19 protein-coding genes and 1 other RNA gene are annotated in these 22,568 nt (G+C 56.7%); 11 read left to right on the top strand and 9 right to left on the bottom strand.

The genetic code is table 11. The features are described 5' to 3' along the window. Positions 1–250: transcriptional repressor (locus F0169_RS03490; RefSeq protein ID WP_172979317.1), on the bottom strand; the 250-nt coding region annotated here is incomplete at its 3' end. Positions 251–348: 98 nt separating this feature from the next. Between F0169_RS03490 and F0169_RS03485 the strand changes: the two genes are divergently transcribed. Then, complete coding sequence (locus F0169_RS03485) at positions 349–888, top strand: outer membrane protein assembly factor BamE (RefSeq protein WP_099236417.1); 540 nt, start codon at positions 349–351, stop codon at positions 886–888. 63 nt (positions 889–951) lie between these two features. On the opposite strand, the gene F0169_RS03480 is transcribed toward F0169_RS03485, so the two are convergent. Further along, positions 952–1,254: an RnfH family protein gene (locus F0169_RS03480; RefSeq protein WP_058412564.1), complete on the bottom strand. Its 303-nt coding sequence runs from the start codon at positions 1,252–1,254 to the stop codon at positions 952–954. Beyond that, positions 1,247–1,681, bottom strand: a complete 435-nt coding sequence (locus F0169_RS03475) for a type II toxin-antitoxin system RatA family toxin (RefSeq protein ID WP_058412565.1) — start codon at positions 1,679–1,681, stop codon at positions 1,247–1,249. Before F0169_RS03475 ends, F0169_RS03480 begins: the two co-directional genes overlap by 8 nt. A 168-nt stretch (positions 1,682–1,849) precedes the next feature. Between F0169_RS03475 and smpB the strand changes: the two genes are divergently transcribed. The 5 genes from smpB to F0169_RS03450 all read left to right on the top strand — a co-directional run bounded on the left by smpB (position 1,850) and on the right by F0169_RS03450 (position 7,578). Beyond that, positions 1,850–2,332: an SsrA-binding protein SmpB gene (gene smpB, locus F0169_RS03470; protein WP_003235073.1), complete on the top strand. Its 483-nt coding sequence runs from the start codon at positions 1,850–1,852 to the stop codon at positions 2,330–2,332. Positions 2,333–2,412: 80 nt separating this feature from the next. Then, on the top strand, positions 2,413–5,259 hold the full coding sequence (locus tag F0169_RS03465) for an FAD-binding and (Fe-S)-binding domain-containing protein (RefSeq protein WP_152745580.1): 2,847 nt from the start codon (positions 2,413–2,415) through the stop codon (positions 5,257–5,259). A gap of 98 nt (positions 5,260–5,357) precedes the next feature. Beyond that, positions 5,358–5,636: a hypothetical protein gene (locus tag F0169_RS03460; protein WP_122250218.1), complete on the top strand. Its 279-nt coding sequence runs from the start codon at positions 5,358–5,360 to the stop codon at positions 5,634–5,636. A 103-nt stretch (positions 5,637–5,739) separates the two neighbouring features. Next, positions 5,740–6,136: a transfer-messenger RNA gene (gene ssrA, locus F0169_RS03455) on the top strand. Positions 6,137–6,321: 185 nt separating this feature from the next. Then, positions 6,322–7,578, top strand: a complete 1,257-nt coding sequence (locus F0169_RS03450; RefSeq protein WP_152745578.1) for an integrase domain-containing protein — start codon at positions 6,322–6,324, stop codon at positions 7,576–7,578. A gap of 72 nt (positions 7,579–7,650) precedes the next feature. Here the strand turns inward: F0169_RS03450 and F0169_RS03445 are convergent, their stop codons facing one another. Beyond that, positions 7,651–7,869 carry a hypothetical protein gene (locus F0169_RS03445; RefSeq protein ID WP_152745576.1) on the bottom strand — a complete coding sequence of 73 codons (219 nt, stop codon included), beginning with the start codon at positions 7,867–7,869 and terminating at the stop codon, positions 7,651–7,653. 521 nt (positions 7,870–8,390) lie between these two features. Between F0169_RS03445 and F0169_RS03440 the strand changes: the two genes are divergently transcribed. Next, positions 8,391–10,580, top strand: coding sequence for a coiled-coil domain-containing protein (locus tag F0169_RS03440; protein ID WP_152745574.1), 2,190 nt, complete (start codon positions 8,391–8,393; stop codon positions 10,578–10,580). A gap of 11 nt (positions 10,581–10,591) precedes the next feature. Continuing rightward, positions 10,592–12,298, top strand: a complete 1,707-nt coding sequence (locus tag F0169_RS03435) for a LeoA/HP0731 family dynamin-like GTPase (RefSeq protein ID WP_152745572.1) — start codon at positions 10,592–10,594, stop codon at positions 12,296–12,298. Positions 12,299–12,770: 472 nt separating this feature from the next. Here F0169_RS03435 and F0169_RS03425 read toward each other — a convergent pair whose 3' ends face one another. Next, positions 12,771–13,823 (bottom strand): ADP-ribosylglycohydrolase family protein, encoded by a 1,053-nt coding sequence (locus tag F0169_RS03425; RefSeq protein ID WP_152745568.1) that lies wholly within the window; start codon positions 13,821–13,823, stop codon positions 12,771–12,773. A gap of 10 nt (positions 13,824–13,833) precedes the next feature. Beyond that, positions 13,834–14,091 carry a hypothetical protein gene (locus F0169_RS03420; RefSeq protein ID WP_054990308.1) on the bottom strand — a complete coding sequence of 86 codons (258 nt, stop codon included), beginning with the start codon at positions 14,089–14,091 and terminating at the stop codon, positions 13,834–13,836. Between the two features lie 119 nt (positions 14,092–14,210). On the opposite strand from F0169_RS03420, the gene F0169_RS03415 reads away from it, so the two are divergent. Next, positions 14,211–15,086 (top strand): BrxR family helix-turn-helix transcriptional regulator, encoded by an 876-nt coding sequence (locus tag F0169_RS03415; protein WP_152745566.1) that lies wholly within the window; start codon positions 14,211–14,213, stop codon positions 15,084–15,086. Positions 15,087–15,135: 49 nt separating this feature from the next. On the opposite strand, the gene F0169_RS03410 is transcribed toward F0169_RS03415, so the two are convergent. The 3 genes from F0169_RS03410 to F0169_RS03400 all read right to left on the bottom strand — a co-directional run bounded on the left by F0169_RS03410 (position 15,136) and on the right by F0169_RS03400 (position 20,797). Further along, complete coding sequence (locus F0169_RS03410) at positions 15,136–15,804, bottom strand: ankyrin repeat domain-containing protein (RefSeq protein WP_152745564.1); 669 nt, start codon at positions 15,802–15,804, stop codon at positions 15,136–15,138. A 46-nt stretch (positions 15,805–15,850) separates the two neighbouring features. Further along, positions 15,851–19,252 (bottom strand): TM0106 family RecB-like putative nuclease, encoded by a 3,402-nt coding sequence (locus F0169_RS03405; protein ID WP_152745562.1) that lies wholly within the window; start codon positions 19,250–19,252, stop codon positions 15,851–15,853. Positions 19,253–19,315: 63 nt separating this feature from the next. Further along, entirely contained in the window at positions 19,316–20,797 is a 1,482-nt protein-coding gene (locus F0169_RS03400; protein ID WP_152745560.1) for a hypothetical protein, read from the bottom strand. Positions 20,798–21,022: 225 nt separating this feature from the next. Here F0169_RS03400 and F0169_RS03395 point away from each other — a divergent pair, with 225 nt between their 5' ends. Beyond that, the gene (locus F0169_RS03395) at positions 21,023–21,628 is read left to right on the top strand and encodes a HEPN domain-containing protein (protein WP_152745558.1); all 606 of its coding nucleotides are present in this window, start codon (positions 21,023–21,025) and stop codon (positions 21,626–21,628) included. A 203-nt stretch (positions 21,629–21,831) separates the two neighbouring features. Then, the gene (locus F0169_RS03390; protein ID WP_152745556.1) at positions 21,832–22,560 is read left to right on the top strand and encodes a hypothetical protein; all 729 of its coding nucleotides are present in this window, start codon (positions 21,832–21,834) and stop codon (positions 22,558–22,560) included. Positions 22,561–22,568: the final 8 nt, after the last annotated feature.

Here is a 22,568-nt window from a genome sequence, read left to right as displayed (position 1 = left end):
CGTCCGCCAATTCGAACACCGCGTGACCGCCGTCGAAATTATGGCGAACCACCAGCCCAGCGGCTTCAAACTGGGTCAGCACACGGTAAACCGTGGCCAGGCCAACGTCCTCGTTAGACTCCATCAGCGCCTTGTAAACATCTTCGGCACTCATGTGGCGCTGCTCAGCAGAATCGAGCATTTGTAGAATCTTGACTCGTGGCAGAGTCACTTTAAGACCGGCTTTGCGTAGTTCGCTATTTTCAACCATGGTTAGCTTTCTCGCGGATGCTGCTTCGCAGCTTCTCTTAATACGGGTATGATCGGCGTTTACGTTGTCCCAGCCAAGATAGTGGAAGTCGCCCACCGATGCAAAACACCAAGCTCTTGCTAACCAGTTTCACCTTTGTGGGACTGCTCGCACTCGCCGGTTGTTCATTCCCCGGGGTTTACAAAATCGACATCCAGCAGGGCAATGTCGTCACGCAGGATATGATAGACCAGTTACGCCCCGGAATGACCCGACGGCAAGTACGGTTTATCATGGGTAACCCCCTGCTGACCGACACTTTCCATGCCGATCGCTGGGATTATCTCTACAGCATCCAGCCTGGTGGCGGTGAACGCCAACAGGAGCGTGTCAGCGTCATTTTCAATGGCAATGACCAGCTTGTCAGCCTGTCCGGTGACTTCATGCCCGGTGTAAGCCGTGATGAAGCCTTGCTGGGCAAGGATAACGGCGGCAACGTAACTGCACCTGCGCCCGCGCCGGTACAGGAAACCGAGCAGCAGAAGTCCGAAGTGCCGGCCAAGCCAGGTTCCTTGCTGGATCAAATCCAGAAGGACGTCGATGGCGTACAAACCGTTCCGGTGCCGTCGCCACAGCCTCTGGACACCAGCCCGCAGTAAGTTTGCGGCGCTCGATAAAAAGCCCGGCATGCCGGGCTTTTTATTGCCTGCAGATTGGCAGACTTATGAGTTTTGTTGCTTGGCCATCGCCGCCTTGGCCGCGCGTAGCCTGCGCACTTCTTTAGGGTCTACCAGCAAAGGCCGGTAAATCTCGATCCGATCACCCTGCTGCACGCCGCGCACATCCGCGTCCGCAACCACTTTGCCGAATATGCCCAAAGGGCAATCAGCCAACACCAACTGCGGAAATTGCTCGGCAATGCCCGACGCCTGCGCGGCCGCCCTCAGGCTTGTGCCCGGCGGCACCGCCAGCGCCAACACGACTTGACGATCCTCGGCGGCGTACACCACCTCAACCTCAACCATGCAGCTGCTTGGCCCGCTGACAAAACGCATCCACCAACGTATTGGCCGCCTGGTTAAATAGAGGGCCCAACGTCGCCCGCACAATCGGACCGGCGTAATCAAACGACAGGTCCAGGCTTATCTTGCAGGCCTTGTCCGTCAGCGCCTTGAATACCCACACCCCATGCAGCTGGGTAAACGGCCCTTCTTGCAGGTTCATTTCAATCGATTGCCCAGGCACCAGAATATTGCGCGTTACAAAGTGCTGACTGAGACCCGCCTTGGCGACCCCCACACTGGCAACCATATGCTCATCACCGCCCTCCAGCACTTCGGCGGTAGAGCACCAAGGCAGAAATTCCGGGTAACGCGCCACGTCGTTGACCAGGTCATAGAGCGCCTGCGCCGGATAAGGCAGTAAGGCCGAACGTTGAATATGCGTCGTCATGTGAGCGTTATTTCCACATCTGGGCGGCAAACATCGCGAAAGAACAGCCCCATCCGCGAGAGAAAAAAACCAAAGAACTGCCGGTATTGTCCGGGATTCATCCAACACGCTCAAGCACGCAGGTTGACCGTAGCCGACACGCTCGCAACTCCCTATAATGCCGCCCCTATGGCTAAACAAAAGAAACACCCCACAGGGACCATCGCGCAAAATAAAAAGGCGCGACACGATTACTTCATCGAACATCGTTTCGAGGCTGGTCTGGTCCTGGCCGGCTGGGAAGTAAAGAGTCTGCGCGCCAGCAAGCTGCAACTGGTCGACAGCTACGTATTGCTCAAAGATGGCGAGGCATGGCTGCTTGGCAGTCATATTACCCCGCTGACCACCGCGAGCACCCACGTGATTGCCGACCCGGTGCGCACGCGCAAGTTATTGCTCAACGCGCGCGAACTCGAAAAGCTCGCCGCGGCCGTACAGCAGAAAGGCTATGCCTGCATCTGCCTGTCCTGGTACTGGAGCAAGCACTTGGTCAAGTGCGAGATTGCACTGGGCAAAGGCAAGAAGGAATACGACAAGCGTGATACCGAACGCGAGCGCGACTCCAACCGTGAGTTGCATCGCGCCGTACGCAACAAGGGCAAGGAAGACTAGCCCTTGTGACGCTGTGGCCTTGGGCGACCTGCCCCGGGCTACAGGCTTCCAGCCACGCGCTGAACCTCTGCGGAGGATCCATGAGCCTGCCTGCTGCTTTCCTCAGCGACGTCGCACAGCTGATCCCGAAGGATCGGCGTTTCGATGACCCGCTTTCCACTCTCGCATTCGGCACCGACGCCAGCTTTTACCGACTGATCCCACAGTGTGTCATTCGCGTGGAATCGGAACACGAAGTCGTAACGCTGTTGCAACTGGCCCAACGTGAGCACGTGCCCGTGATCTTCCGCGCGGCCGGCACCAGCTTGTCCGGCCAAGCCATCAGCGACTCGGTATTGATAGTGCTGGGTGACCACTGGAACGGCCGCGAGATTCGCGGGCAAGGCACTCAGATCCGCCTGCAACCCGGTGTAATAGGCGCCCAAGCCAACGCTTGGCTTGCGCCGTTCGGGCGCAAGATCGGGCCGGACCCCGCATCGATCAGTGCCTGCAAAATCGGCGGCATCGTCGCCAACAATGCCAGCGGCATGTGTTGCGGTACCGCGCAAAACACCTATCACACCCTGGCAGGCATGCGCCTGGTACTCGCTGATGGCAGCTGCGTAGACACCGAAGACCCGGACAGCGTCAGCGCATTTCGCAAACAACATGGCGAGTTGCTTGAGCGCCTGGCGACCATCGGCCGCGAAACACGCGAAAACGCTGAATTAGCCGCAAAAATTCGCCACAAGTATCGTCTGAAAAATACCACTGGCTTGTCACTCAATGCCTTGGTGGACTTTGATGAGCCACTGGATATTCTCAGCCACCTGTTAGTGGGCTCCGAAGGCACCCTGGGTTTTATCAGCGCAGTGACCTACAACACGGTGATTGATCACCCGAACAAAGCGTCGGCGCTGATTGTGTTTCCAGATGTAGAGACCTGCTGCAACGCGGTCACCGTGTTGAAAATTCAAGCGGTCTCGGCCGTTGAGCTGTTGGACCGGCGCAGCATGCGCTCGGTGCAGAACAAGCCGGGCATGCCTGCTTTCGTGCAGCACCTATCGGAAAAAGCCTGCGCACTGCTGATCGAATCCCGCGCCGCGTCGCCTGCATTGCTGCAGGCGCAACGGGCGCAAATCATGGCTTCGCTGGCGACCTTCCCGGTGGAAAAACAGGTCGACTTCACCGAAGACCCATTGGAAAACGCCCGCCTGTGGGCGATCCGCAAAGACACCTTCCCTGCCGTCGGCGCCGTGCGCAAAACCGGAACCACGGTGATCATCGAGGACGTGACCTTCCCGGTCGAGCAACTGGCGATCGGCGTGAACCGGCTGATCGAGCTGTTCGACAAACATCACTATGACGAGGCGATCCTTTTCGGACACGCCCTGGAAGGCAATCTGCATTTCGTGTTCACCCAAGGCTTCAACAGCAGCGAAGAAATCGCACGTTATCAAGCGTTCATGGACGACGTGGCGCAACTGGTGGCCGTTGAGTTCGGCGGCTCGCTGAAAGCCGAACACGGCACCGGCCGCAATATGGCGCCTTTTGTCGAGCTGGAATGGGGCAGCGACGCGTATCAATTGATGTGGCAGCTCAAACGCCTGCTCGACCCCAACGGCATTCTCAACCCCGACGTGGTGCTCAGCCAAGACCCGCACATTCACCTCAAGCACCTCAAACCGCTGCCCGCAGCCGACGAGCTTGTGGATAAGTGCATCGAATGTGGTTTCTGCGAGCCGGTATGCCCCTCCAAAGGCCTGACATTGAGCCCACGCCAACGCATCGTAATCTGGCGCGACATTCAGGCCAAGAAGCGTGCGGGCGTCGACACCACCGAGCTGGAAGCGGCCTACCACTATCAAGGCATCGATACCTGCGCTGCCACCGGCTTATGCGCACAACGCTGCCCTGTAGGGATTAATACCGGCGACCTGGTGAAAAAGCTGCGCGCACGCGATGCCGACCGTACGAAAACGGCCGATTGGCTCGCCAGCCATTTCGCCACCGCCATGCAGGGCGCGCGCTTTACCCTGCATGTCGCCAATCGCGCGCGCATGCTCTTGGGCGCCCCGCGCCTGGCGAAGCTGTCAGCCACGCTGACCACACTGTCCAAGGGGCAAATCCCGCAATGGTCCAGCGCCATGCCGCAGCCGGAAAAAGCCATTCGCTTCAGCCCAACGCTCACAGACGAGCGCCCGCGCGTGGTGTATTTGGCGGCTTGCGTCTCACGCGCCATGGGCCCGGCAGCCGGTGATAAAGAGCAGATGTCGCTGTACGACAAAACCCGTGGCCTGCTGGAAAAGGCCGGTTACCACATTGTGCTGCCCGACAACTTCGACGGCCTGTGCTGCGGCCAGCCCTTCGCCTCCAAAGGCTACGCCGAGCAGGCCGAGCAAAAGCGCCAGGAACTGCTTGGCGCACTGCTGCAGGCCAGCCGTGGCGGCCTCGACCCAATCTACTGCGACACCAGCCCGTGCACCCTGCGGCTGGTGCAAGACCTCGGCGAAACGCGCCTCGACCTCTATGACCCGGTGCGTTTTATCCGCACCCACCTGATGCAGCGCCTCGACTTCACGCCCCAGGAAGCGCCCATCGCCGTTCACGTCACCTGCAGCACCCAACATTTGGGCGAAAGCCAGGCGCTGATCGACCTCGTGCGACGCTGCGCGAAAACCGTGGTCGTCCCCGAAGGCATTCACTGCTGCGGCTTCGCCGGCGACAAAGGCTTTACCACGCCGCAACTCAACGCCCACGCCCTGCGCTCACTCAAAGACGCCGTGCAATTTTGCAGCGAAGGCATCTCCACCAGCCGTACCTGCGAGATTGGCCTGAGCCAGCATGGCGGCATCGATTACCACGGGCTGGTGTACCTGGTGGACCGGGTAACCCAGGCCCGACGCATTAAACCTGCAAAAAAACAGAACCCCTGCGCGCCAGCGTAGTCATCTGCATAGGCCTCGGCGAACGAGGCTCATAGTGATGTCGCTGGCAGCCACTGAACGCCAGCAGCGTCGAGCCCTATTTCGCAAGGAGATACCCTATGAAGCGTTCCGCTCTTGCTGGCTTGTTCATTACCGCTGCCATGCTGGCCTCACCTGCTTTTGCAGCCGCTGACAAAGATCTGTGCCAGATCAACCTGGACAAAATCAACAACGGTAAAGCCCTGCTCGCCACCGACACCAGTGGCAAAAGCGGCGAAATCGACACTGCGGTCTCCCAAGCCAAAGCCGCGCACACCGCCGGCGATGACAAGAAATGCATCGAGATCACCTCCAAAGCCATTCAAGATATGCAGAACAGCGAGAAAGGCGGCCAATAAGCCAGCCTGGGCTCACGGCCAACCTTCGGGTTGGCCTTCTGTGACCGTATGGCGTACACTGCACAGGCTTGTCACTCACTATGAAACAACGAGTTACAAGCACGGGGCCGTTTAGGATTCGACGCCGGTCGCGAAACTTTAGGTGCATGCCGAGTTGGTAACAGAACTCGTAAATCCACTGTTGCAACTTCTTATAGTTGCCAATGACGAAAACTACGGCCAGGAATTCGCTATCGCTGCGTAAGCAGCCTTAGACCTGAGCTTCTGGTACCTTCGGGTCCAGCAATCACCAGGGGATGTCTGTAAACCCAAAGTGATTGTCATATAGAACAGAATCGCCGTGCAGTACGTTGTGGACGAAGCGGCTAAAACTTACACAACTCGCCCAAAGCACCCTGCCCTTCGGGTCGCTGAGGGTTAACTTAATAGAAACGGCTACGCATGTAGTACCGACAGCGGAGTACTGGCGGACGGGGGTTCAAATCCCCCCGGCTCCACCACTTCATCATCTAAAGACGTCCACGGACGTCTTTTTTTGTGCCTGAAACCCAGCAAAATCAAGGATTTAGGGTCTACCGGCGTCCATGGACGTCCTGCGCAATCCACGACATCGGGTATTCCAGATGGTATTCCAAGCCCTTCAGTGGTAATTTTTGGAATACCAATTGATGTCATGGAACACCTCATGTGCGCCCAAGCCACCCGCCTCTCTGACCGCCAACTCAAAGCGGTAAAGCCGAAAGACAAGGACTACGTCCTCAGTGATGGAGACGGTCTACAGCTGCGTGTGAGGGTTAATGGCTCTACGCTATGGAACTTCAACTACCGGCAGCCGATTACCAAAAACCGCATCAATATGGGCCTCGGCACCTACCCAGAACTCTCGCTCGCGCAAGCCAGGAAGAAAACGGTCGAAGCCAGAGAGCTTCTCGCCCAGGGCATCGACCCGAAAGAACATCGTAGCGCGCTGGAGCAGACAAAAAGGCAGGCAACCGAGCACACATTCGAGAACGTGGCATCTGCTTGGTTTGAACTGAAACAAGATTCTGTCACTCAAGCTTATGCCGAGGACATCTGGCGCTCGCTCACGCTGCATGTTTTTCCCACACTAGGAACAACACCTATCTCGCAGATCAATGCCCCAACGGTCATCGAACTGCTGCGTCCTCTTGAAACCAAAGGCAGCCTGGAGACAGTGAAGCGACTGACCCAACGACTTAACGAGATCATGACCTACGGTGTGAACTCGGGAATGATCTTTGCCAATCCACTCAGTGGCATCCGGGCGGTTTTCAAAAAACCGAAAAAACAGAACATGGCAGCCCTCCGTCCCGAAGAGATGCCAGAGCTAATGGTTGCCATCGCCAATGCGAGCATAAAAAGAACAACACGCTGCCTAATCGAATGGCAACTCCACACTATGACCCGTCCTGCGGAAGCCGCCACAACTTCTTGGGCCGACATCGACCTCGACAAGAAAACCTGGACGATCCCAGCGGAGCGCATGAAGAAACGGCGAGTTCATGTCATACCAATGACCGAACACGCACTTGCTCTGCTTGAGACTATCAAACCTTATAGCGGCCATAGAGAGTACGTGTTCCCTGCTGACAGAGACCCACGTACCCACTGCAACAGCCAGACCGCCAACATGGCGCTGAAACGGATGGGATTCGAAGGGCGCCTGGTGAGTCATGGCATGCGCTCAATGGCGAGCACTATCCTCAACGAGCACGGCTGGGATCCTGAATTGATCGAGGTTGCGCTTGCCCACGTTGATAAAGATGAGGTACGCAGCGCCTACAACCGTGCAGATTACATCGAGCGCAGACGCCCAATGATGGCTTGGTGGAGCGAGCACATCCAGGAAGCGGCGACTGGCAGCCTATCAGTGTCAGCTATTAAGGAAAGCAGGGCCAGAAAAGTCGTTTCTATCCGCTGATATAGGGTCTGGTGTCGGACAAAACCAACGGTTCTAGGGCGCAGAGAACGTCATTACTCCGACACCTCGTTGCTAGGTCGCTACATCGAATTTCATCGCTGCATACATCTTCTCGAGCAATGGCTCAACGATGCGCTCAGCCTCGTCCCAATGGTCTTCACGAAGCATCGAGTACTTCACATCCAAGTGAATCTCCTGATCAAAGGGGAAGACCGTTTGCGTCTCTAACCCAACAATTAGGTGCATGTCCTCCAGTAACGCCAGCAATATTGCTTCACTCTGAACGGCCATGAAAATTGGACCATTGGTACCGTCGGCGGTGCCGCCCGTGGTTTCAGCGCAACTCTAGCAAGTGGGCCGGATGGTGAGTTCATCGGCGATGTCGGCGGCTGCGCTTGCACGGCGGGTCGCTCGAACACCACGTTCTGGCTATACGGCTAAAGAGGTAAATAGACATACCTTCTTTAGCCGTTCGTTGAGCTCATGCCGTTCACTGCGCCGGGTTCTGAGCGATATGCAACATGCGCCTGGATTCCAACTATTCGAAACAAGTGCTCGCCACCACGTTAAAGTTTTTTCTCTGACGGCCGATGTCCAGATGCCAGCATTGTATCAATGACGCGGGTGATCCAATGAGCTAGCAAGGACGATAAGGTGCTCAACCTGCCCGCACTACGCCTCCTTACTTTCCCTCAGTTTGCCACGCTGATTGGGGTGCACCTGCCTGAACACAACTTGCGCAGCCAATGAATTTGGATAGCCAACAGATCGCTGCAGAAAATCGAGCCCATCTAGTCAGATAGGAAGACACCATGACTGCAGCTGAAGACCTCTCCGAAGGCCTATATCTTAAACTTATCGATCACATCAGCACCTTGCTCAAAGCCTTGGCACGGGGTGCCGACGATCCAAGCCTAGCCTCGGCCCAAGCAGAAGCGCAGAGCAAACTGCAGGAAATCGAACAAGCGCTGACCAACGCAATCAACGAGCTAAAGGACAACGCCGAACACAAAACCTTCACCGTTGCGTTCTATGGCGAAACCAACGCTGGTAAGTCGACGCTGATCGAAACCTTGCGCATCTTGCTCAGGGAAAACACCAAACGAGAACAACGTCATCGCTTCCTCGCCTTGCAGCAGCAGTCGGGGTTGAGCGAGGAGGCTTTGCAGGCACTGGAAACCGAAATCGAGTCGCTGGACGTTCGCCTGGCCCAGGCCGAAAGTGAAACGGCCGCCGCCGATGCTCGACATGACCAGCGCCAAGTCGAACAGCAGTTGCAAGAAGACGCCCTGCGCGCGCGTATCGAAGAACAGAAACGAAGCGCTGGTCTGATCCAGCGCGTTATCAACCTGCTACGCAAGCTTCCCGAAGAAATCGCTCTGGTGCAGTTGCAGGCCGGCGCCTCTGTTTTGCCCCTGCAGCGTGAAACCGAACTGACCAGACTGCGTCAGCACAGCGAAGAGATTCAGTCCCGGCTAGGCGAAACCCGTCAGCAACATGCAACGGCACTGGATAATCTGCAGCAACTGGCGGCCTTCGAAGACGGCAGCATCATCGGTGATGGCCGCGCTGACTTCACCCGTCAAACCCAAGCGTATGCCTTTGAGTCAGAAGGCCAGCATTTCCAGTTGCTCGATGTTCCCGGCATTGAGGGTGATGAGCGCAAGGTCAGCGAGCAGATAAACAACGCGGTCAAGCGTGCCCATGCGGTGTTCTACGTAACGGCCAAAGCGGCCCCGCCGCAGACCGGAGATGCCGGCCGTCCTGGCACCCTGGAAAAAATCAAGGCGCAACTGGGTGCGCAGACGGAAGTCTGGACGCTCTATAACAAACGCATCACCAACCCAATGGCCCTGCAAAAACCCGCCTTGATCAGCCCTGACGAGCAGGCCAGCCTGGATGATCTGGACCAGATCATGCGCAAGCAACTGGGCGAGCATTACCAGCGCAGCATGACCCTCTGTGCCCTGCCCGCGTTCTATGCAGCAGCCGATTGCCTGGTGCCACGCTCCACGATAGCGATCAGCCGCAAGAAATTCCTCGATGCCATGGCGCCAGACGCGCTGCTGGAAAAATCCGGCGTCAAGCAATTCTATCGACACCTGACCCGAGACCTGGTCACAAACGTGAAGGCCAAAATACGCCGCTCGAACATGAACAAGGTTCAACTCGCGGTAACCGACGTTTGCTCAGAAGTGAAAGCCATCCAGGTAGCGCAGTTCGCCCCACTGGCCAAAAAACTGCACGAGGAAGCCGAGAACGCCTGCCACCAGCTGCAAATTGCGTTCAAGTCCCTCAACAGCCGTCTGAGCAATGCGGGCGAGCAGGCCATCGGCGAATTTGAAGATGCCGTGCGCAAGCGCGTTTACGACCGCATCGATGACGACATCAGCAACGATGATTTCAAAGCAGTGCTGGAACGAGTACTGAAGAGTGAGCAGTCGACACTGCAAGACAAACTGCCGGCAACACTCGACAAGCAGGTTGATCAGTTCCAGAAGAATGTCAGCGAAATTGTCCAGCGTTTCGAATCGCATGCCAAAGACCTGTTGGCCGGCTACTCACAGATCGGTAAGGCACGTCTGGCCGGAGACTTCAGCCTGAACGTGAGTATCGACAACGGGATCAACGTCGTAGGTTTACTTGCCAGCCTGGCCGGTGGTGCAGTGATGATCTGGAACCCCGTGGGCTGGGTGCTGATGACCATTGGCGTGGCGACGCTACTAGTCGGTCTCGCGAAGGCCGTCTGGAGCTTTTTTGACAGTGACTACAAGAAAGGCCAACAGCGCAAAGCCACCGACAACAACCTCTACAGCGCTTGCGAGGCCATCCGCGACGGTTTCCGCGAAACCCTCGCGCAGGCGCTGCCGCCGCTGGAAGGGAAAATCGAACAGATCCGTACCGTTCTGCAGAAGCCCGCCCTGCAAGCACGGCACATCAACCAAAAACTCGACGCTGCCCACCTCGGCCTGAAAAAGATCGCCAGCGACCTCAAAGCATAAGGAACTGCACCATGAATTCGACCCTTGAGCTCTTTCTGAATCAAAACAACAAGGCTCTGGCACTGCTGGACAAACTGCGTGTATTCCTCGAGCAAGGTGCTGCACTTGGCGTCAACATCGACCCGACACTGCTGAGCAAACTCGAACATGCCAGCCAGAACCTGGCCAACGACAAGCTCAAAATTGCCTTGATCGGCGGTTTCTCTGAAGGCAAGACGTCCATCGCTGCAGCCTGGATGGAACGTCTCGACAAATCCAGCATGAATATCAGTCAGCAGGAGTCATCGAACGAGGTGAAAGTCTACGAAGTGGATGACAACTTCGTGCTGATCGACACTCCCGGGCTATTTGGTTTCAAGGAACAGTACAACGCCGATATCAATGCGATGGAGAAGTACAAGGACATCACGCGCAAATACGTCAGCGAAGCCCACCTGGTGCTGTACGTGATGAACTCAACCAACCCGATCAAGGACAGCCATAAAGATGACCTGAACTGGCTGTTCCGCACGCTCGACCTGCTGCCGCGCACCGTATTCGTATTGAGCCGTTTCGACGAAGTGGCCGACGTGGAGGATGAGGCGAGCTACGCGCAGCACCTGCAGATCAAACGCAACAACGTCGAAAGCCGGCTTCGCGAGTCCATCGACGCCAGCGACGCGGAGGTGGCTGCCCTGAGTATCGTCGCGGTGGCTGCGAACCCGTTCGACATGGGGAACGACTATTGGCTCGAACGCCTTGGCCAGTTCAAGACGCTGTCGCACATCGCCAGCCTGCAACAGGCCACGGCGAGCAAGATTCAGTCCAGTGGCGGCCCTGCTGCGATTGTCGATCAAGCGCGCAAGAGCGTGATCCTCGACGTGCTGCATAAGGAACTGCCGGTGGCGGTGGAAAACGATCAGCGCCTGGGCGATGAAGTCGAGCGCCTAAGTGGCGTCAGCCGCACGCTCATTCGTCAGCTCGTCGGCGCCAAGAGTCAAATAGGCGAGGTGCGTATCGGCCTGCGTGATTTTGTCTCACGCTATTTCTCCGGGCTGATCATGCGTACGGAGGGACTGACCCAGGAAACCTTCAAGGAGTTCTTCGAGCGTGAGATTGGGCGTGATGGCGTCATGGTGACCACGCGCCTGCAGAACGAATTCGATCGTCAACTCAACGGGGTGAGCCAGGAACTCACCCGCATGCGCCTGAGCTTCGACTCCGAAATCGATCACTTCAACACCAACGTGATCAACCTGGGCAAGCAAGGCGTGAACTATGTGATCAAGGGCAACTTGATCAACAACGGTAGCATTCTCGCTGCCCGCGACGGCATCGTCAGCGTGGCCAAGACCCTCGGCGTGGATTTAGGCAAGGCACTGAAATTCAAGCCTTGGGGTGCGGTTAACTTGGCGAAGAACCTCAATGGCATCCTGTCGGTTGCAGGCCTGGCGTTGGAAGCCTGGGACAGTTATGAGCGCAAGAAACGAGAAGATCAGTTCATACAGGCCATCGCCGAGATGGTGGAAAACTTCAACAACCAGCGTGAAGAACTGCTGACCATGATTCAGGACGTCTCGTTCGAGGAGCGCTTCTTCCCCGATTATGCCTCTCTTGATGCCAATGCCGCAGACGTACAAATCGCCATCGATACGCAGAAAGGGCTACGTGAACAATTCCAGGAATGGCGCCAAAGCGGGGAATTGATCGAAGCCGAATTCACCCGGATCGAGGGATAAGCTCACCATGAACAGGATGTGCGTGAGCCGCTGGCTCATGGTTTCTCCATAGAGTCCTAAAACTTGCGCCGAGAAAGGCGCCCTGGCGCATCTGTGCCAGGGCGATGTCGACGACGCTTGTAGTCCATACGCGCTGATCTCCCATGGCGCGCTGATTTCTTCGGGTGCCAACGGCAAGGAGCTGACAATCCTCGCCCAGCGACCTCACCCAGCTACTACTGTTAAAAAGCACTTAGCGACGCCCAAGTAACTCTGCCAACGTCCGCTCAAGCCACCCCGCGCCGCGCGCCTTCAACGATTCGCTCCCGCACTTCGGGCACTGCTTGAACCATTCCCCCGATCCCAGCGCATCACTCCGGGGTGCCACCGTTTTCTTCCAACCACATTCACCACACACAAACGTAAATGGCCTGGGCTTTATAGGCATCGCAGCTCTCCTGAAAATTATCCATAGTCGTCTCCATCAGCGCTCTCAGCCAGCGGGATACGCCAGCTCGATCTGCAGATCGAACTCTCCGTCATACCCACAGTACTCACGCGGAATGCGCTCGACGTCCTCGGCGATTTGCACAATCACTTCGCGCAGCTCCAATTGTTCGAACCACCGAGCAGGAATCGCTGCAGCACCATACTGAACGCCCAACAAGTGCCCGGCGATGAGCCCGGTACTGTCGCTATCGCCACTGTGATTCACCGCCGTGATTACGCCTTCTTCGAACGAAGGCGCTGCCAGGGCACACCACAATCCGATAGCCAGCGTTTCTTCGGCGACCCATCCGCCACCGAGCTCGCCTATTCGTTGCGGAGTGGGCTGGTAGCCCTCGTAAAAGAAGAAAAGTACGCGCTCAATGAGGCTCCGTATTTCTTCCATGCCGGGCACTTGTCCATATTGGGCCAGGCTCTGAGTGACTGCGTGTTCCAGGCTGTCTTGCCGATCGACAATGCGCTGGAGAATATCGGCAAACAACCCGGCCGCCAGGTAGCCCGTAGGGTGTCCGTGAGTCAGGCGCCCTGACTGGACAGCGTAGTCAAAGGCGTTTGCAAAGAAGGCGCAGGGCGCAACGCGCATCAAGGCGCCACAGCCTTTGCTGTTGTTCTCGGCAACTGCGCCCAGCCGCGGACTGGCCTTGAGTGCACCTAGGCAAGTAGTGCCAGGGGCACGCCGAGACCAGAGCTCCGATTGCTTGATCAGCCAGCCGTCCACGCCGATCGGCATCGCCGTAGGGTAGTCCTGGGTTATCAGCCAGCGCAGCAACGAATGGTGAATAATGCTGGGGACGTGGCAAGTCCCTCGTGAGCTGCAGCACACATAAGCCCGCAGCAAGCCTTCTGCGGTGAAAAGCATCATCTGCGTGTCGTCGGTGATGGCGCCGGTGGTACCGAAAGCAGGGGCAAAATCAACGATACCTTGTGGACCGAACTTAGCTTCAATTGCAGACCACTCGAGAAACTCCACTGGGGCGCCTAGCGCATCACCGACGGCGCCGCCAAGCAGGCAGCCCTTGATCCGTTCAAGTCTGTTCATGTCCTTTCCCTTATCCCTCTGCAGGGATCAATTCCTGCAGAATCACCAGCTTTCTTTGCAACTGCTTGACGTGCTCTTTCTCGGCTCGCAACGCCGAACGCAGTTCGCGGTTTTCCATTTCCCAGATCCGCGCCCAGCGCACATTTTTTTGGCAGCCCCTAGCCATCTGCCAGAGCTCACGCAATCTCAGACACTGATGCAGTAACACCAGCAGGATTGCTCCCATCATCAGCAATGCACCTGTCGAAACCGCTTCCGACATACTCATGTCCACTTCCTTTCGTGACTTCAATTCATTTCGAAGACAGACACACGATATGTAGTGTTAAACGACAGGTCTAGAATGTAGACTTATACAGGTAAAGTATTCGCGCACATGGAGAGGGTATGAAACGCAAGCAGTCCATCGAACAGGTCCGCTGGAATCTGGCACTTCGCTATCGTTTGATTGAGACCGTTGCCTGGTGGGAGGGCCGGTTGACCACGGGACACTTGATACAGAGCTTCGGCATCAGCCGTCAGCAGGCGTCCAAGGACATCAACACCTACATCACAGAACATGCGCCTAAAAATCTTACATATGACAAAAAAATAAAAGGCTACGTGCCCAGCAAGACGTTCACGCCGCTGTTCATCGACGACAGCGCCAGCGCCTATTTGCATCTGCTTTATCAGAATAACGAACGCGCTCCGCACATTGATGGGCTCGCACTGGCCTACGCCCACACCAAGGTGCTGGAAGTCCCAGATCGTCCGATTCGGCCGGAGGTCCTGCGCCCATTGCTCAAGGCCTGTCGCGATGGCCTGCGCCTGGAAACCGAGTATGTGTCGCTCAATACTCCGAACGTGGAGATTCGCCTCATAGCCCCTCACACGCTGGTCTACACCGGTATGCGTTGGCATGTTCGGGCTTATTGCGAGAAGAATGGCCAATACCGCGACTTTGTACTCAGCCGCCTGCGCGGTCAGCCGGATTTGCTCGACGAATCGCAGAACACCCGTGAGCTGGATGAAGACTGGAATACCGAGATCCCCGTCATCTTTGCAGCCGATGGGGGATTGAACGCGGCGCAGAAGTCAATCATCGAAACCGACTTCGGCATGATTGATGGCCAGCTCGTGGTGCCAAGTCGCAGGGCGCTGGTAAAGTACGTATTGCAACGCTATCAGATCGACCCGAGACACCAGGCTACTAACCCCGAAGCACAGCAAATCGTGGCAACCAACCTCAAGGATTTGCGTCCCTGGCTCATGCATGACTGATCCACAAGCCTCTGGTTATGGTGTGTTGCTCCGAGTCGATCGCTGTCCGTCAGTCGGCTCGATTCGGCAACATCCACGCCCACCCGGCCGACATCTCGTGCCAGATACGCGCAGCGCTGATCCAGTTTTCGATCTCCCGAATCAACAGTTGCTGCGCGATATCGTGATGGCCCTTGAGGATGGCCAGATTTCGAGCGGTATGGCCCTCGTTGTTCTTCGCGTTGATATCAAGTTCGAACATCCTGTAGTTGTCAGTGAAGTACCTGACAGCCTTGAAGTAGCCGTTGACTGCGAGCCAATGGACAGGCGTATTTCCGTCCACATCACGATGGTTGAGACTTCCGCCCAGCCGGAAACGCGTTTCGAGAGTTTTTACATTTCCCTGCCTGGCGGGCAGATGCATGTATTTATCGTGGGGCATGAAGCTGCCGAGACCTTTCCACTCCCGCAGTTGCTTGTCGCCCACGGCACCGAGAGCCTCCAGCTTCTCGATCAGGGCGATTCGATTGAGCCGGTAGGCGATGTCCAGTGGAGTGTCTCCTGCAAGATCCCGGTCATTGAACGTCAGAGGGTCAAACGACGACAGATACTCCGTGTTGTCGAGAAGCACTGCTGCATGCCAGTCCCCAAGGCCGAGCTCCACCATGTCGTCAACACAACATTTCGTCGAGGCCAGTGTCTTCTGCAGCAGGGCAAGCAAAGCGGGTGTGTATGGCATGACTTCCTCCCCTGTCCCGCATTCGATGACAAGCCCCTTCGAGCCGTTACTCACTCAGCACGACAGCATTGCCAGTCGTCCCGTATCTGACCGCCATGCACAAACCATTGACCAGGCTCATCTCGTGGGGCGTCATACAGCGCACGGCGGTCAGGTCCGGGCTGGCGACGATACAAGCCAGGGATTTGGCGCGACTGACGGCCACGTTCAAGCGGTTTTTCGAGTACAGAAAGCCGATGTCGCGCGGAAGGTAATTTTCGTTAGAAGTCGCCATCGACACGATGACAATTTCTGCTTCCTGCCCCTGGAATTTATCCACCGTACCCACGCGAGCACCAGCGGGCAGAACTTGCTTGAGCACTTGCACCTGCAGATTATAGGGCGCCACCACCAGGATGTTGTCGACACCGATCGCGTGTTCCTCACCGTTGCTATCGATAAACCGCTGCTGCGAAAAATACGCATAAAGCGCCTGGACCTGAGCTGCCTCTTCGTCCGAACTCTGGCTGTTGCCATCGTGCTCCACCGGGCAGAACATCAGCCCGCTGTCCGGCACTTGCGGCCGTTTACCATCGAGTAACAACACGCACCGCTCGGTACATGGCGCCGAAGAAAGTTGCCCTTCGTACACAGCTTGCGAAATGAACGAGCAAACGCGGGGGTGCATCCGCCAGGTTTGCGCCAGGAACACCCCACGATCAGGCGCGATGGTGGGCGTGCCATCCAGCAGGTAGTCGAGAATGGAATCCCCGGAGCGGCCCGGATGCACACCTTGCACCGGCTGCGACAATTGCATCTGGTCGCCCATCAGGATGATGTTTCGCGCAGCCAAGCCCATCGTTACCAGATTCGCCACACTCACCTGACCAGCCTCGTCGATGAAGAGGTAGTCCAGTTGCTCAGTGAAGACGGGGTCGGCAAATAGCCAGGCGGTGCCGGCGGTCAAGTTAATGTTCGGCCCCCACGCATCGAGGAACTCCTTTTTTTCCTCGATGGAACGGATGCAGCGGCCGGTGAACTCCGTGCCTTCGCCCTCCGAGGACTTTTTCAATCCCGTGAAAGTGAATCCCTCTTCTTGTGCACGAGATTCAACCGCCGCCAGCAGGTTATTGATGGCGTGGTGCGAATTGGAAGTTACGCCGATTCGCTTGCCCGCCTTGAGCAAATCAACGATGACGTGCGAGCCGGTGTAGGTCTTGCCTGCACCAGGCGGCCCCTGAATAAACAGCACGCTGTGCTCGAGGTTTCGCACCACCTGCTTGATGGCATCAATCGTCGGCAGGCTTGAATCAAGCAGTGGTGCACCCGGCTTTATGCCCTTCACCCGCGGAGCGCGACGATGTAGAAAGTCTGCAACCGCCTGGAAGCGCTGTTCGCCGGCCAAGAGGCTGTCGGCATAACGGAACAACGCCTTGCGCAGCGAAGTAGACGGGATCGGCCTCCCGGGAATCATGTCGAAGTAATCAGGCGGTGCATTTCTCTCGGTAGCCTTGAATGTCGCCAGACCGTTGTCATGGTCCAGATTAACCAGCTGTACGCTGACCAGGGACTCGGTGATGACACCCTGAGAACCCGTACGCATCTTGGTTTCTTGAGGGTCGAAACTGTACTCATACAAAAACGATTTCTTGTTCGGTTCAGGCGGTGTGTTTGTGCGCCGCAAACCGGCCAGGCTCTCGATATCCTCCAGCAGCTCCTCGGTTGTCATGTCCTGTCGGCTGAACAGCTGCCACCACGTTGGCTTCTCTGCACGGCGGTGGAAGTCGAGTAGCTGGAAGGTGAGCAACGTGACCTGATCCTCGTCACTCATGGCCTCTTCGTCGGCTTGCAGACCACCCAGCAGACGAACGCGATAATTCTCCAGAAGAATCTCGACTTCCTTTTGCTCCACGGCTGACTTCTCGCTTTCGGCTTCAGTCCCGAGAAAAGCGCCTGCATTTGACGGCTTGATCTCCAGCAGCCAGTTGCGCAAAAGGTAAGTGGACAGCACGTCGTCTTCGTTATAACGCTCGATTTGCTCAAGCAATGCCGACTCGCCGGTCTCTTTCCATCGCTCATAAAACACGATGCTCGCGCCAGCATTGGTCACGTCGCCGTCGCGCCGGCCCATGTAAAAATGCTCGATATTCTTGATCGAGTAGCTGGGCTCGGACACCCGGATAGCTTCGCGCACGACCTTGTACAGATCGATCAGTTTGCCGTTGCGCAGCAACCAGTCCACTTGCGCTTCGCGCGTCCCGTGTTGGCTCATCAGTCGCTTAATAGCTGTTTCTTCGTAGCTGGCGTAGTGGTAAATATGCGCGTCTGGGTAACGCTTGAGATGGCCGATGACCCAGTCGATAAACTGCTCGAAGGCGATCTTTTCTTCTTCTCGGGTATGAGCCCAGAAGGGTTTGAAGGTTTGCTGCCCAGCCTCGTCGATGTAAAGACCGAAGAGGTATTCCAGGCCACCCTCTTCCAGCGGATTGCCCTCCATGTCGAAGAACAGGTCGCCCTCGACCGCCTTGGGCATCCGATAAAAGCCACGTCGCTCACCCGACACGGGAAGCAGTTCGAATAGCGGGACATCTCTGGAACGCCCCTGGAACTGCAAACGCGCCTGATGCCGCAACTTGCTCAATGACTCTGTCTGCAGTTTTGGAATGCGCAGGTCGTCAGTACTGTCCGCCAGCTGGTGCAATGTGGTCACGCCGGCACTCTGTAACTTCTGGATTTGCGAACGGCTAATACCAGCTACCGCCGAGAGGTGATCATCATGCAGTCGTTGTTCGTCGCAGCGATCACGCCAGGCGCAGAACCCACAATGCCCGCATGGCTCCGGGTAAGTAACGGGTCGCTCGGCACTGTTCACGAACGCTTCGAAACGCTGTAGCACATGCTCCAGATAATCGGCGTAGTCAGCGACCCGAAATGCCTGCTCGGTACGCGCAGCATCACCGAGTACGACATACATAAACGTTGGCTGCACACCCTGGATCGAGATCAGCATTCGTGAATAAAGCGCAACCTGTACAAGGAACTTGGCCTTGGCCGTTTTCGCCAGTTTGGTGTCGATCACCTCATAGCTGTGGTCGCCCAGCGCCGACGCCCGCGGCACTTTGCGCAGGAAGTCGGCATGGCCAATAAAGGCGCCTTCCTGAAGCGACGCCTGGAAGATGATATCGGCGCCGGCCTTCATGGCCTGGATAGTCAGTTCCACCCGGCGCGCGAAACTCGGATTGCCCTCTGCAATGTCGACGACGTTGGCATATTCGCTTTTGAGGCGTTCGAAAAAGGCTGCTTCATGGGCCAGACCTTTGTCCTGGATCAAACGGTTCTGATCGCTTGCCGGCGCTTTTTCCATTGGCATGACAAGGTTCTGCAGGTCTAGCGCCGTGAGGTGCTGACACTCAAGAAAACCGCAGATATCTGAGGCGGAGTACAACTGAATTCCGTTTCGGGTTTGCATGGTCGCTTCCAGTCCGGTGAAGCGTCCAGGAACGCTTCATGCTGATTGAATGTCGTGTGTGAGTCAGGCGTCGAGCGAGCATCCGCGGAAAAACTGCTCGAACAAGGTCGTCGGCAAATGTTTTGTATCGAGCAAGCCGAAGTGTTTGCCCACATTGCGCCCCACCGCCATCAGCGTCCTTGCAGCGTTCTCTGTACCGGCATATCCGGCGCTCAGGATGTAGTCAATGCGCTCCTTATCGGTCGTCGCTCGCAAATACGCATTGCCCGTGATCAATACATCCACCAAACACACGTTTTCACGCTCATCACCGAGCGTGAACGGTTCTAATGTCTTAGTAGCCAATGCCGCACACAATCCGTCCTTGCCGCCTGTGACGATTTGCTCAAGCTCTGCGAGTGGCCGCCCGAACAGGTCGAACTCCTGGATGGAAAACGGGAAACAGTAGCCCATCGCGGTAGTGCGCGTAGGCGGTTGCTCATTGCGTGGATTGGCTACCTGCCAGGCAACGAAGGTCGCTTTACTGTCGAGCGCGCCGCTGCGGCGGAAGGCCAGATAATCCTTCAGGACCTGACTGAAGGGGTGCCCGGTAGGCACCCAGCTAGTGCCCTCACGTTCGTTTTTCTGCGCATCAATCACTGACACTGCTGCCTTCGGATCAGTCGCCAGCGTCACACCAAAGCACCGCAGGTCATAACCGAGCATAAATAGGCTGGCTTCGAAAGCGTGGCATCGCGCGGGCAGAGCCCCTTGTTCGGCAAACCAGCCGGTACGCTCGAGCAAGGCGCGAATAATCCACCCCAACCGCACCTGCCAACGTGCCCACGCTGCATAATCGATCGCCGAAAACTGCGGCGCCGCCAGTCCGTTCAAGAACGCTCCCGGGTTGCGGATCTGACTGCCACGAGCCCCCCCGGACGGGAACGCCAGCAAGGGTTTACCGCTCCCCGTCCATTGCTGGCGAAACAGCGAATACAGCATGCCTATCGCCGCGCCGACGCGACTGTCATAGATGGGTGACCCCGACGGATCAAGCAAGGCGTGAATCTTGGTCAGGCCAGCATCGAAACGCTCGACACTGCTTGCGTCGAGATCATTCAGCTCATTGTCACCGTCAAGCGACATGAGCCCGGCCATCTTTTGTAGATAGCTCGACAAATCGCCCTTTGCGGCTAGCCGATGCAAGAACGGAATAGCACCCCGCACGCCACCCCAACGAAGAATCTGCAAACAGGCCTGAAGCGCTTGTTGTTCATCACCCACGTTGACTGCACTCGTCAGCCACTCGCGAAGTTGCCCGAGGGAGCGTTGGGTTTCAGTCCAGGTTTGTGAATCCACCGAGCTTTGGTTGGTATCTTGCCAGCTTGCCTTCCAGCGATATTGCTCAAGAACCTGCTCGAACCCCTGGACATCAGCCATTAAACCGCCAGGCACAAATTTGCTCGACTTGAAGCGCAGCTTGAAAGTTAACGTCGGCAAGTTCGCGGCAAGCCATGCGATGAAGGACTCAACTTCAGGTTGCGCCAGGAACTGTTCGCGCTTCATGCAGCCCACCTTGCAGGTAATATCGAATGGCCATACCCTAAGCAAAAGCACAGCCCCCGTCCATGTTGTTTGTCCGTACAGGTAAACAAATGGAGCAGGTTCTCAGGCCCTCGATTGAAACTTCTCTACCCATGCCTGGGTTTAATCAAAAATATGTAAAGTTTTCAGACGCTCCCAATCTGTTGCTGTTGACGTACTGCCCATGACCTCAAGGATCGGCACCCCATGGACCATCAAGCACTCAAGACCCGTCATCGACAGGAACGTGAAAGTCATCATCCCAACCTCACCTTGCGTGTTCATCGGACGCTGAGTTGGCTCAATCGTGCCGAGCAAGCTGACGATGGGCGTTTTATCTTCCTGTGGATCGCCTTCAACTCGGCCTACGCCACCGATATTGACGAGCAGTCCACGTTCAAGGCGTTCCTGGACAAACTCTGCGCGCTCGACACGGCCAACCTGATAGATAATCTGGTCTGGTCCGCGTTCTCCGGCAGCATTCGAGCGTTGCTGGACAACCCCTACGTGTTCCAGAGCTTCTGGGATTACCGGAACGGCAAGATCACCGAGCAACAGTGGACCGAGCGCTTTGCCAGCGGTCGGCGAGCAGCGCAGCAAGCGTTGGCCAACCGCAATACCCCAGCAGTGCTCGGCGTTCTGTTCAATCGAATTTATACATTGCGAAACCAGGTCATGCATGGGGGCGCAACCTGGAACAGCAGTGTGAACCGGGATCAGCTGCGCGACTGCTCAAACCTTCTCGGCAAGTTGGTGCCGGTGATTATTTTGCTGATGCTGGATAACCCGGAAACGCTATGGGGTGATGCTTGATCCGGTTGTTTCTTAGGTCGTGGGACTTTCCAATCACGCGATCACAAACGAAGTGATTCCGCTGGCTGTTCATCCTCATCACCTAACTTGCCACTGTCGAGCATGACATCTTCGTCCTCAATCAGAGGGACTGCGAAAAAGCGGGGACTTTGGGCGCAAACTGCGCCCGTTCCCGCCCACGAACTGTTCAAGGAAAGAATGCAATGATCAAGAAATCGGTATCGGAGCTCTCGTTCGTCAACAAAGGGTCGCCATTGCCCACTGTCGAGGTCGACTCGCACTCCGTCGAAAATGCGGGCTTTAGTATCTACCGCACTGTGATGCAGGTACTGACCCAGTTAGCCGAACAGGACGCATCACTTCGCGCAACCCTCTACATGTACGCCTCTCCCAGCGTCAATTTTCGTGAGCCGAGCTGGTCTGAATTCCTTCTGGTTGCAGGCCCCAAGAAGGTTCTAGTGGCCTTGGGCGATGGCTTCGAACGGTTGCCAGCGGTGAAGTCGCGGCTGAGCGATTACGTTTCGTCATCCACAGCCCTTCGCACCTTTCATGTCGAGGATGGGCTGGTATGGGAGCAGGAGGACGCCAGCACTTGGTATTCCAATGGTCGGGCCCTGGCTGATCTGACGGCTGAGGCCGAAGAGGCAGATGATGAACTGGAACCTATCAAGGAGGATGAAGAGGACTGGGATGTCGAGGAACAAGTCCCCGAAGATGAGGAGGGTGAAGACCAAGCCTTGGCCACTGCCGAGCGAAGGGCGGCCCGCTACCGCGCCGCACGTTCGGATGCGAGGGTCAGCAGCATTCGGGAAGCCATCGAGGAAGTCTTCGGTCTACCGGAAGGTTCGGTCGCGCTCTGTGGACCGGATCGGCGTGCGCTGCGGGGGGATGCCCGGATCAGGACGTTGCGCAAACGCTGGGAAGAGAGCTGAGCAGGGGA

The organism is Pseudomonas kitaguniensis (genome assembly GCF_009296165.1).
Classification (GTDB): domain Bacteria; phylum Pseudomonadota; class Gammaproteobacteria; order Pseudomonadales; family Pseudomonadaceae; genus Aquipseudomonas; species Aquipseudomonas kitaguniensis.
Note: the sequence above shows the minus strand (reverse complement) of the source record. Positions and strands in the feature narration are given on the sequence as shown.

What these genes read in the sequence shown, in the direction of transcription:
- F0169_RS03485 (WP_099236417.1), top strand. Translation starts at nt 349, where the DNA reads ATGCAAAACACCAAGCTCTTGCTAACCAGTTTCACCTTTGTGGGACTG.
- F0169_RS03480 (WP_058412564.1), bottom strand. Translation starts at nt 1,254, where the DNA reads ATGGTTGAGGTTGAGGTGGTGTACGCCGCCGAGGATCGTCAAGTCGTG.
- F0169_RS03475 (WP_058412565.1), bottom strand. Translation starts at nt 1,681, where the DNA reads ATGACGACGCATATTCAACGTTCGGCCTTACTGCCTTATCCGGCGCAG.
- smpB (WP_003235073.1), top strand. Translation starts at nt 1,850, where the DNA reads ATGGCTAAACAAAAGAAACACCCCACAGGGACCATCGCGCAAAATAAA.
- F0169_RS03465 (WP_152745580.1), top strand. Translation starts at nt 2,413, where the DNA reads ATGAGCCTGCCTGCTGCTTTCCTCAGCGACGTCGCACAGCTGATCCCG.
- F0169_RS03460 (WP_122250218.1), top strand. Translation starts at nt 5,358, where the DNA reads ATGAAGCGTTCCGCTCTTGCTGGCTTGTTCATTACCGCTGCCATGCTG.
- F0169_RS03450 (WP_152745578.1), top strand. Translation starts at nt 6,322, where the DNA reads ATGTGCGCCCAAGCCACCCGCCTCTCTGACCGCCAACTCAAAGCGGTA.
- F0169_RS03445 (WP_152745576.1), bottom strand. Translation starts at nt 7,869, where the DNA reads ATGGCCGTTCAGAGTGAAGCAATATTGCTGGCGTTACTGGAGGACATG.
- F0169_RS03440 (WP_152745574.1), top strand. Translation starts at nt 8,391, where the DNA reads ATGACTGCAGCTGAAGACCTCTCCGAAGGCCTATATCTTAAACTTATC.
- F0169_RS03435 (WP_152745572.1), top strand. Translation starts at nt 10,592, where the DNA reads ATGAATTCGACCCTTGAGCTCTTTCTGAATCAAAACAACAAGGCTCTG.
- F0169_RS03425 (WP_152745568.1), bottom strand. Translation starts at nt 13,823, where the DNA reads ATGAACAGACTTGAACGGATCAAGGGCTGCCTGCTTGGCGGCGCCGTC.
- F0169_RS03420 (WP_054990308.1), bottom strand. Translation starts at nt 14,091, where the DNA reads ATGAGTATGTCGGAAGCGGTTTCGACAGGTGCATTGCTGATGATGGGA.
- F0169_RS03415 (WP_152745566.1), top strand. Translation starts at nt 14,211, where the DNA reads ATGAAACGCAAGCAGTCCATCGAACAGGTCCGCTGGAATCTGGCACTT.
- F0169_RS03410 (WP_152745564.1), bottom strand. Translation starts at nt 15,804, where the DNA reads ATGCCATACACACCCGCTTTGCTTGCCCTGCTGCAGAAGACACTGGCC.
- F0169_RS03405 (WP_152745562.1), bottom strand. Translation starts at nt 19,252, where the DNA reads ATGCAAACCCGAAACGGAATTCAGTTGTACTCCGCCTCAGATATCTGC.
- F0169_RS03400 (WP_152745560.1), bottom strand. Translation starts at nt 20,797, where the DNA reads ATGAAGCGCGAACAGTTCCTGGCGCAACCTGAAGTTGAGTCCTTCATC.
- F0169_RS03395 (WP_152745558.1), top strand. Translation starts at nt 21,023, where the DNA reads ATGGACCATCAAGCACTCAAGACCCGTCATCGACAGGAACGTGAAAGT.
- F0169_RS03390 (WP_152745556.1), top strand. Translation starts at nt 21,832, where the DNA reads ATGATCAAGAAATCGGTATCGGAGCTCTCGTTCGTCAACAAAGGGTCG.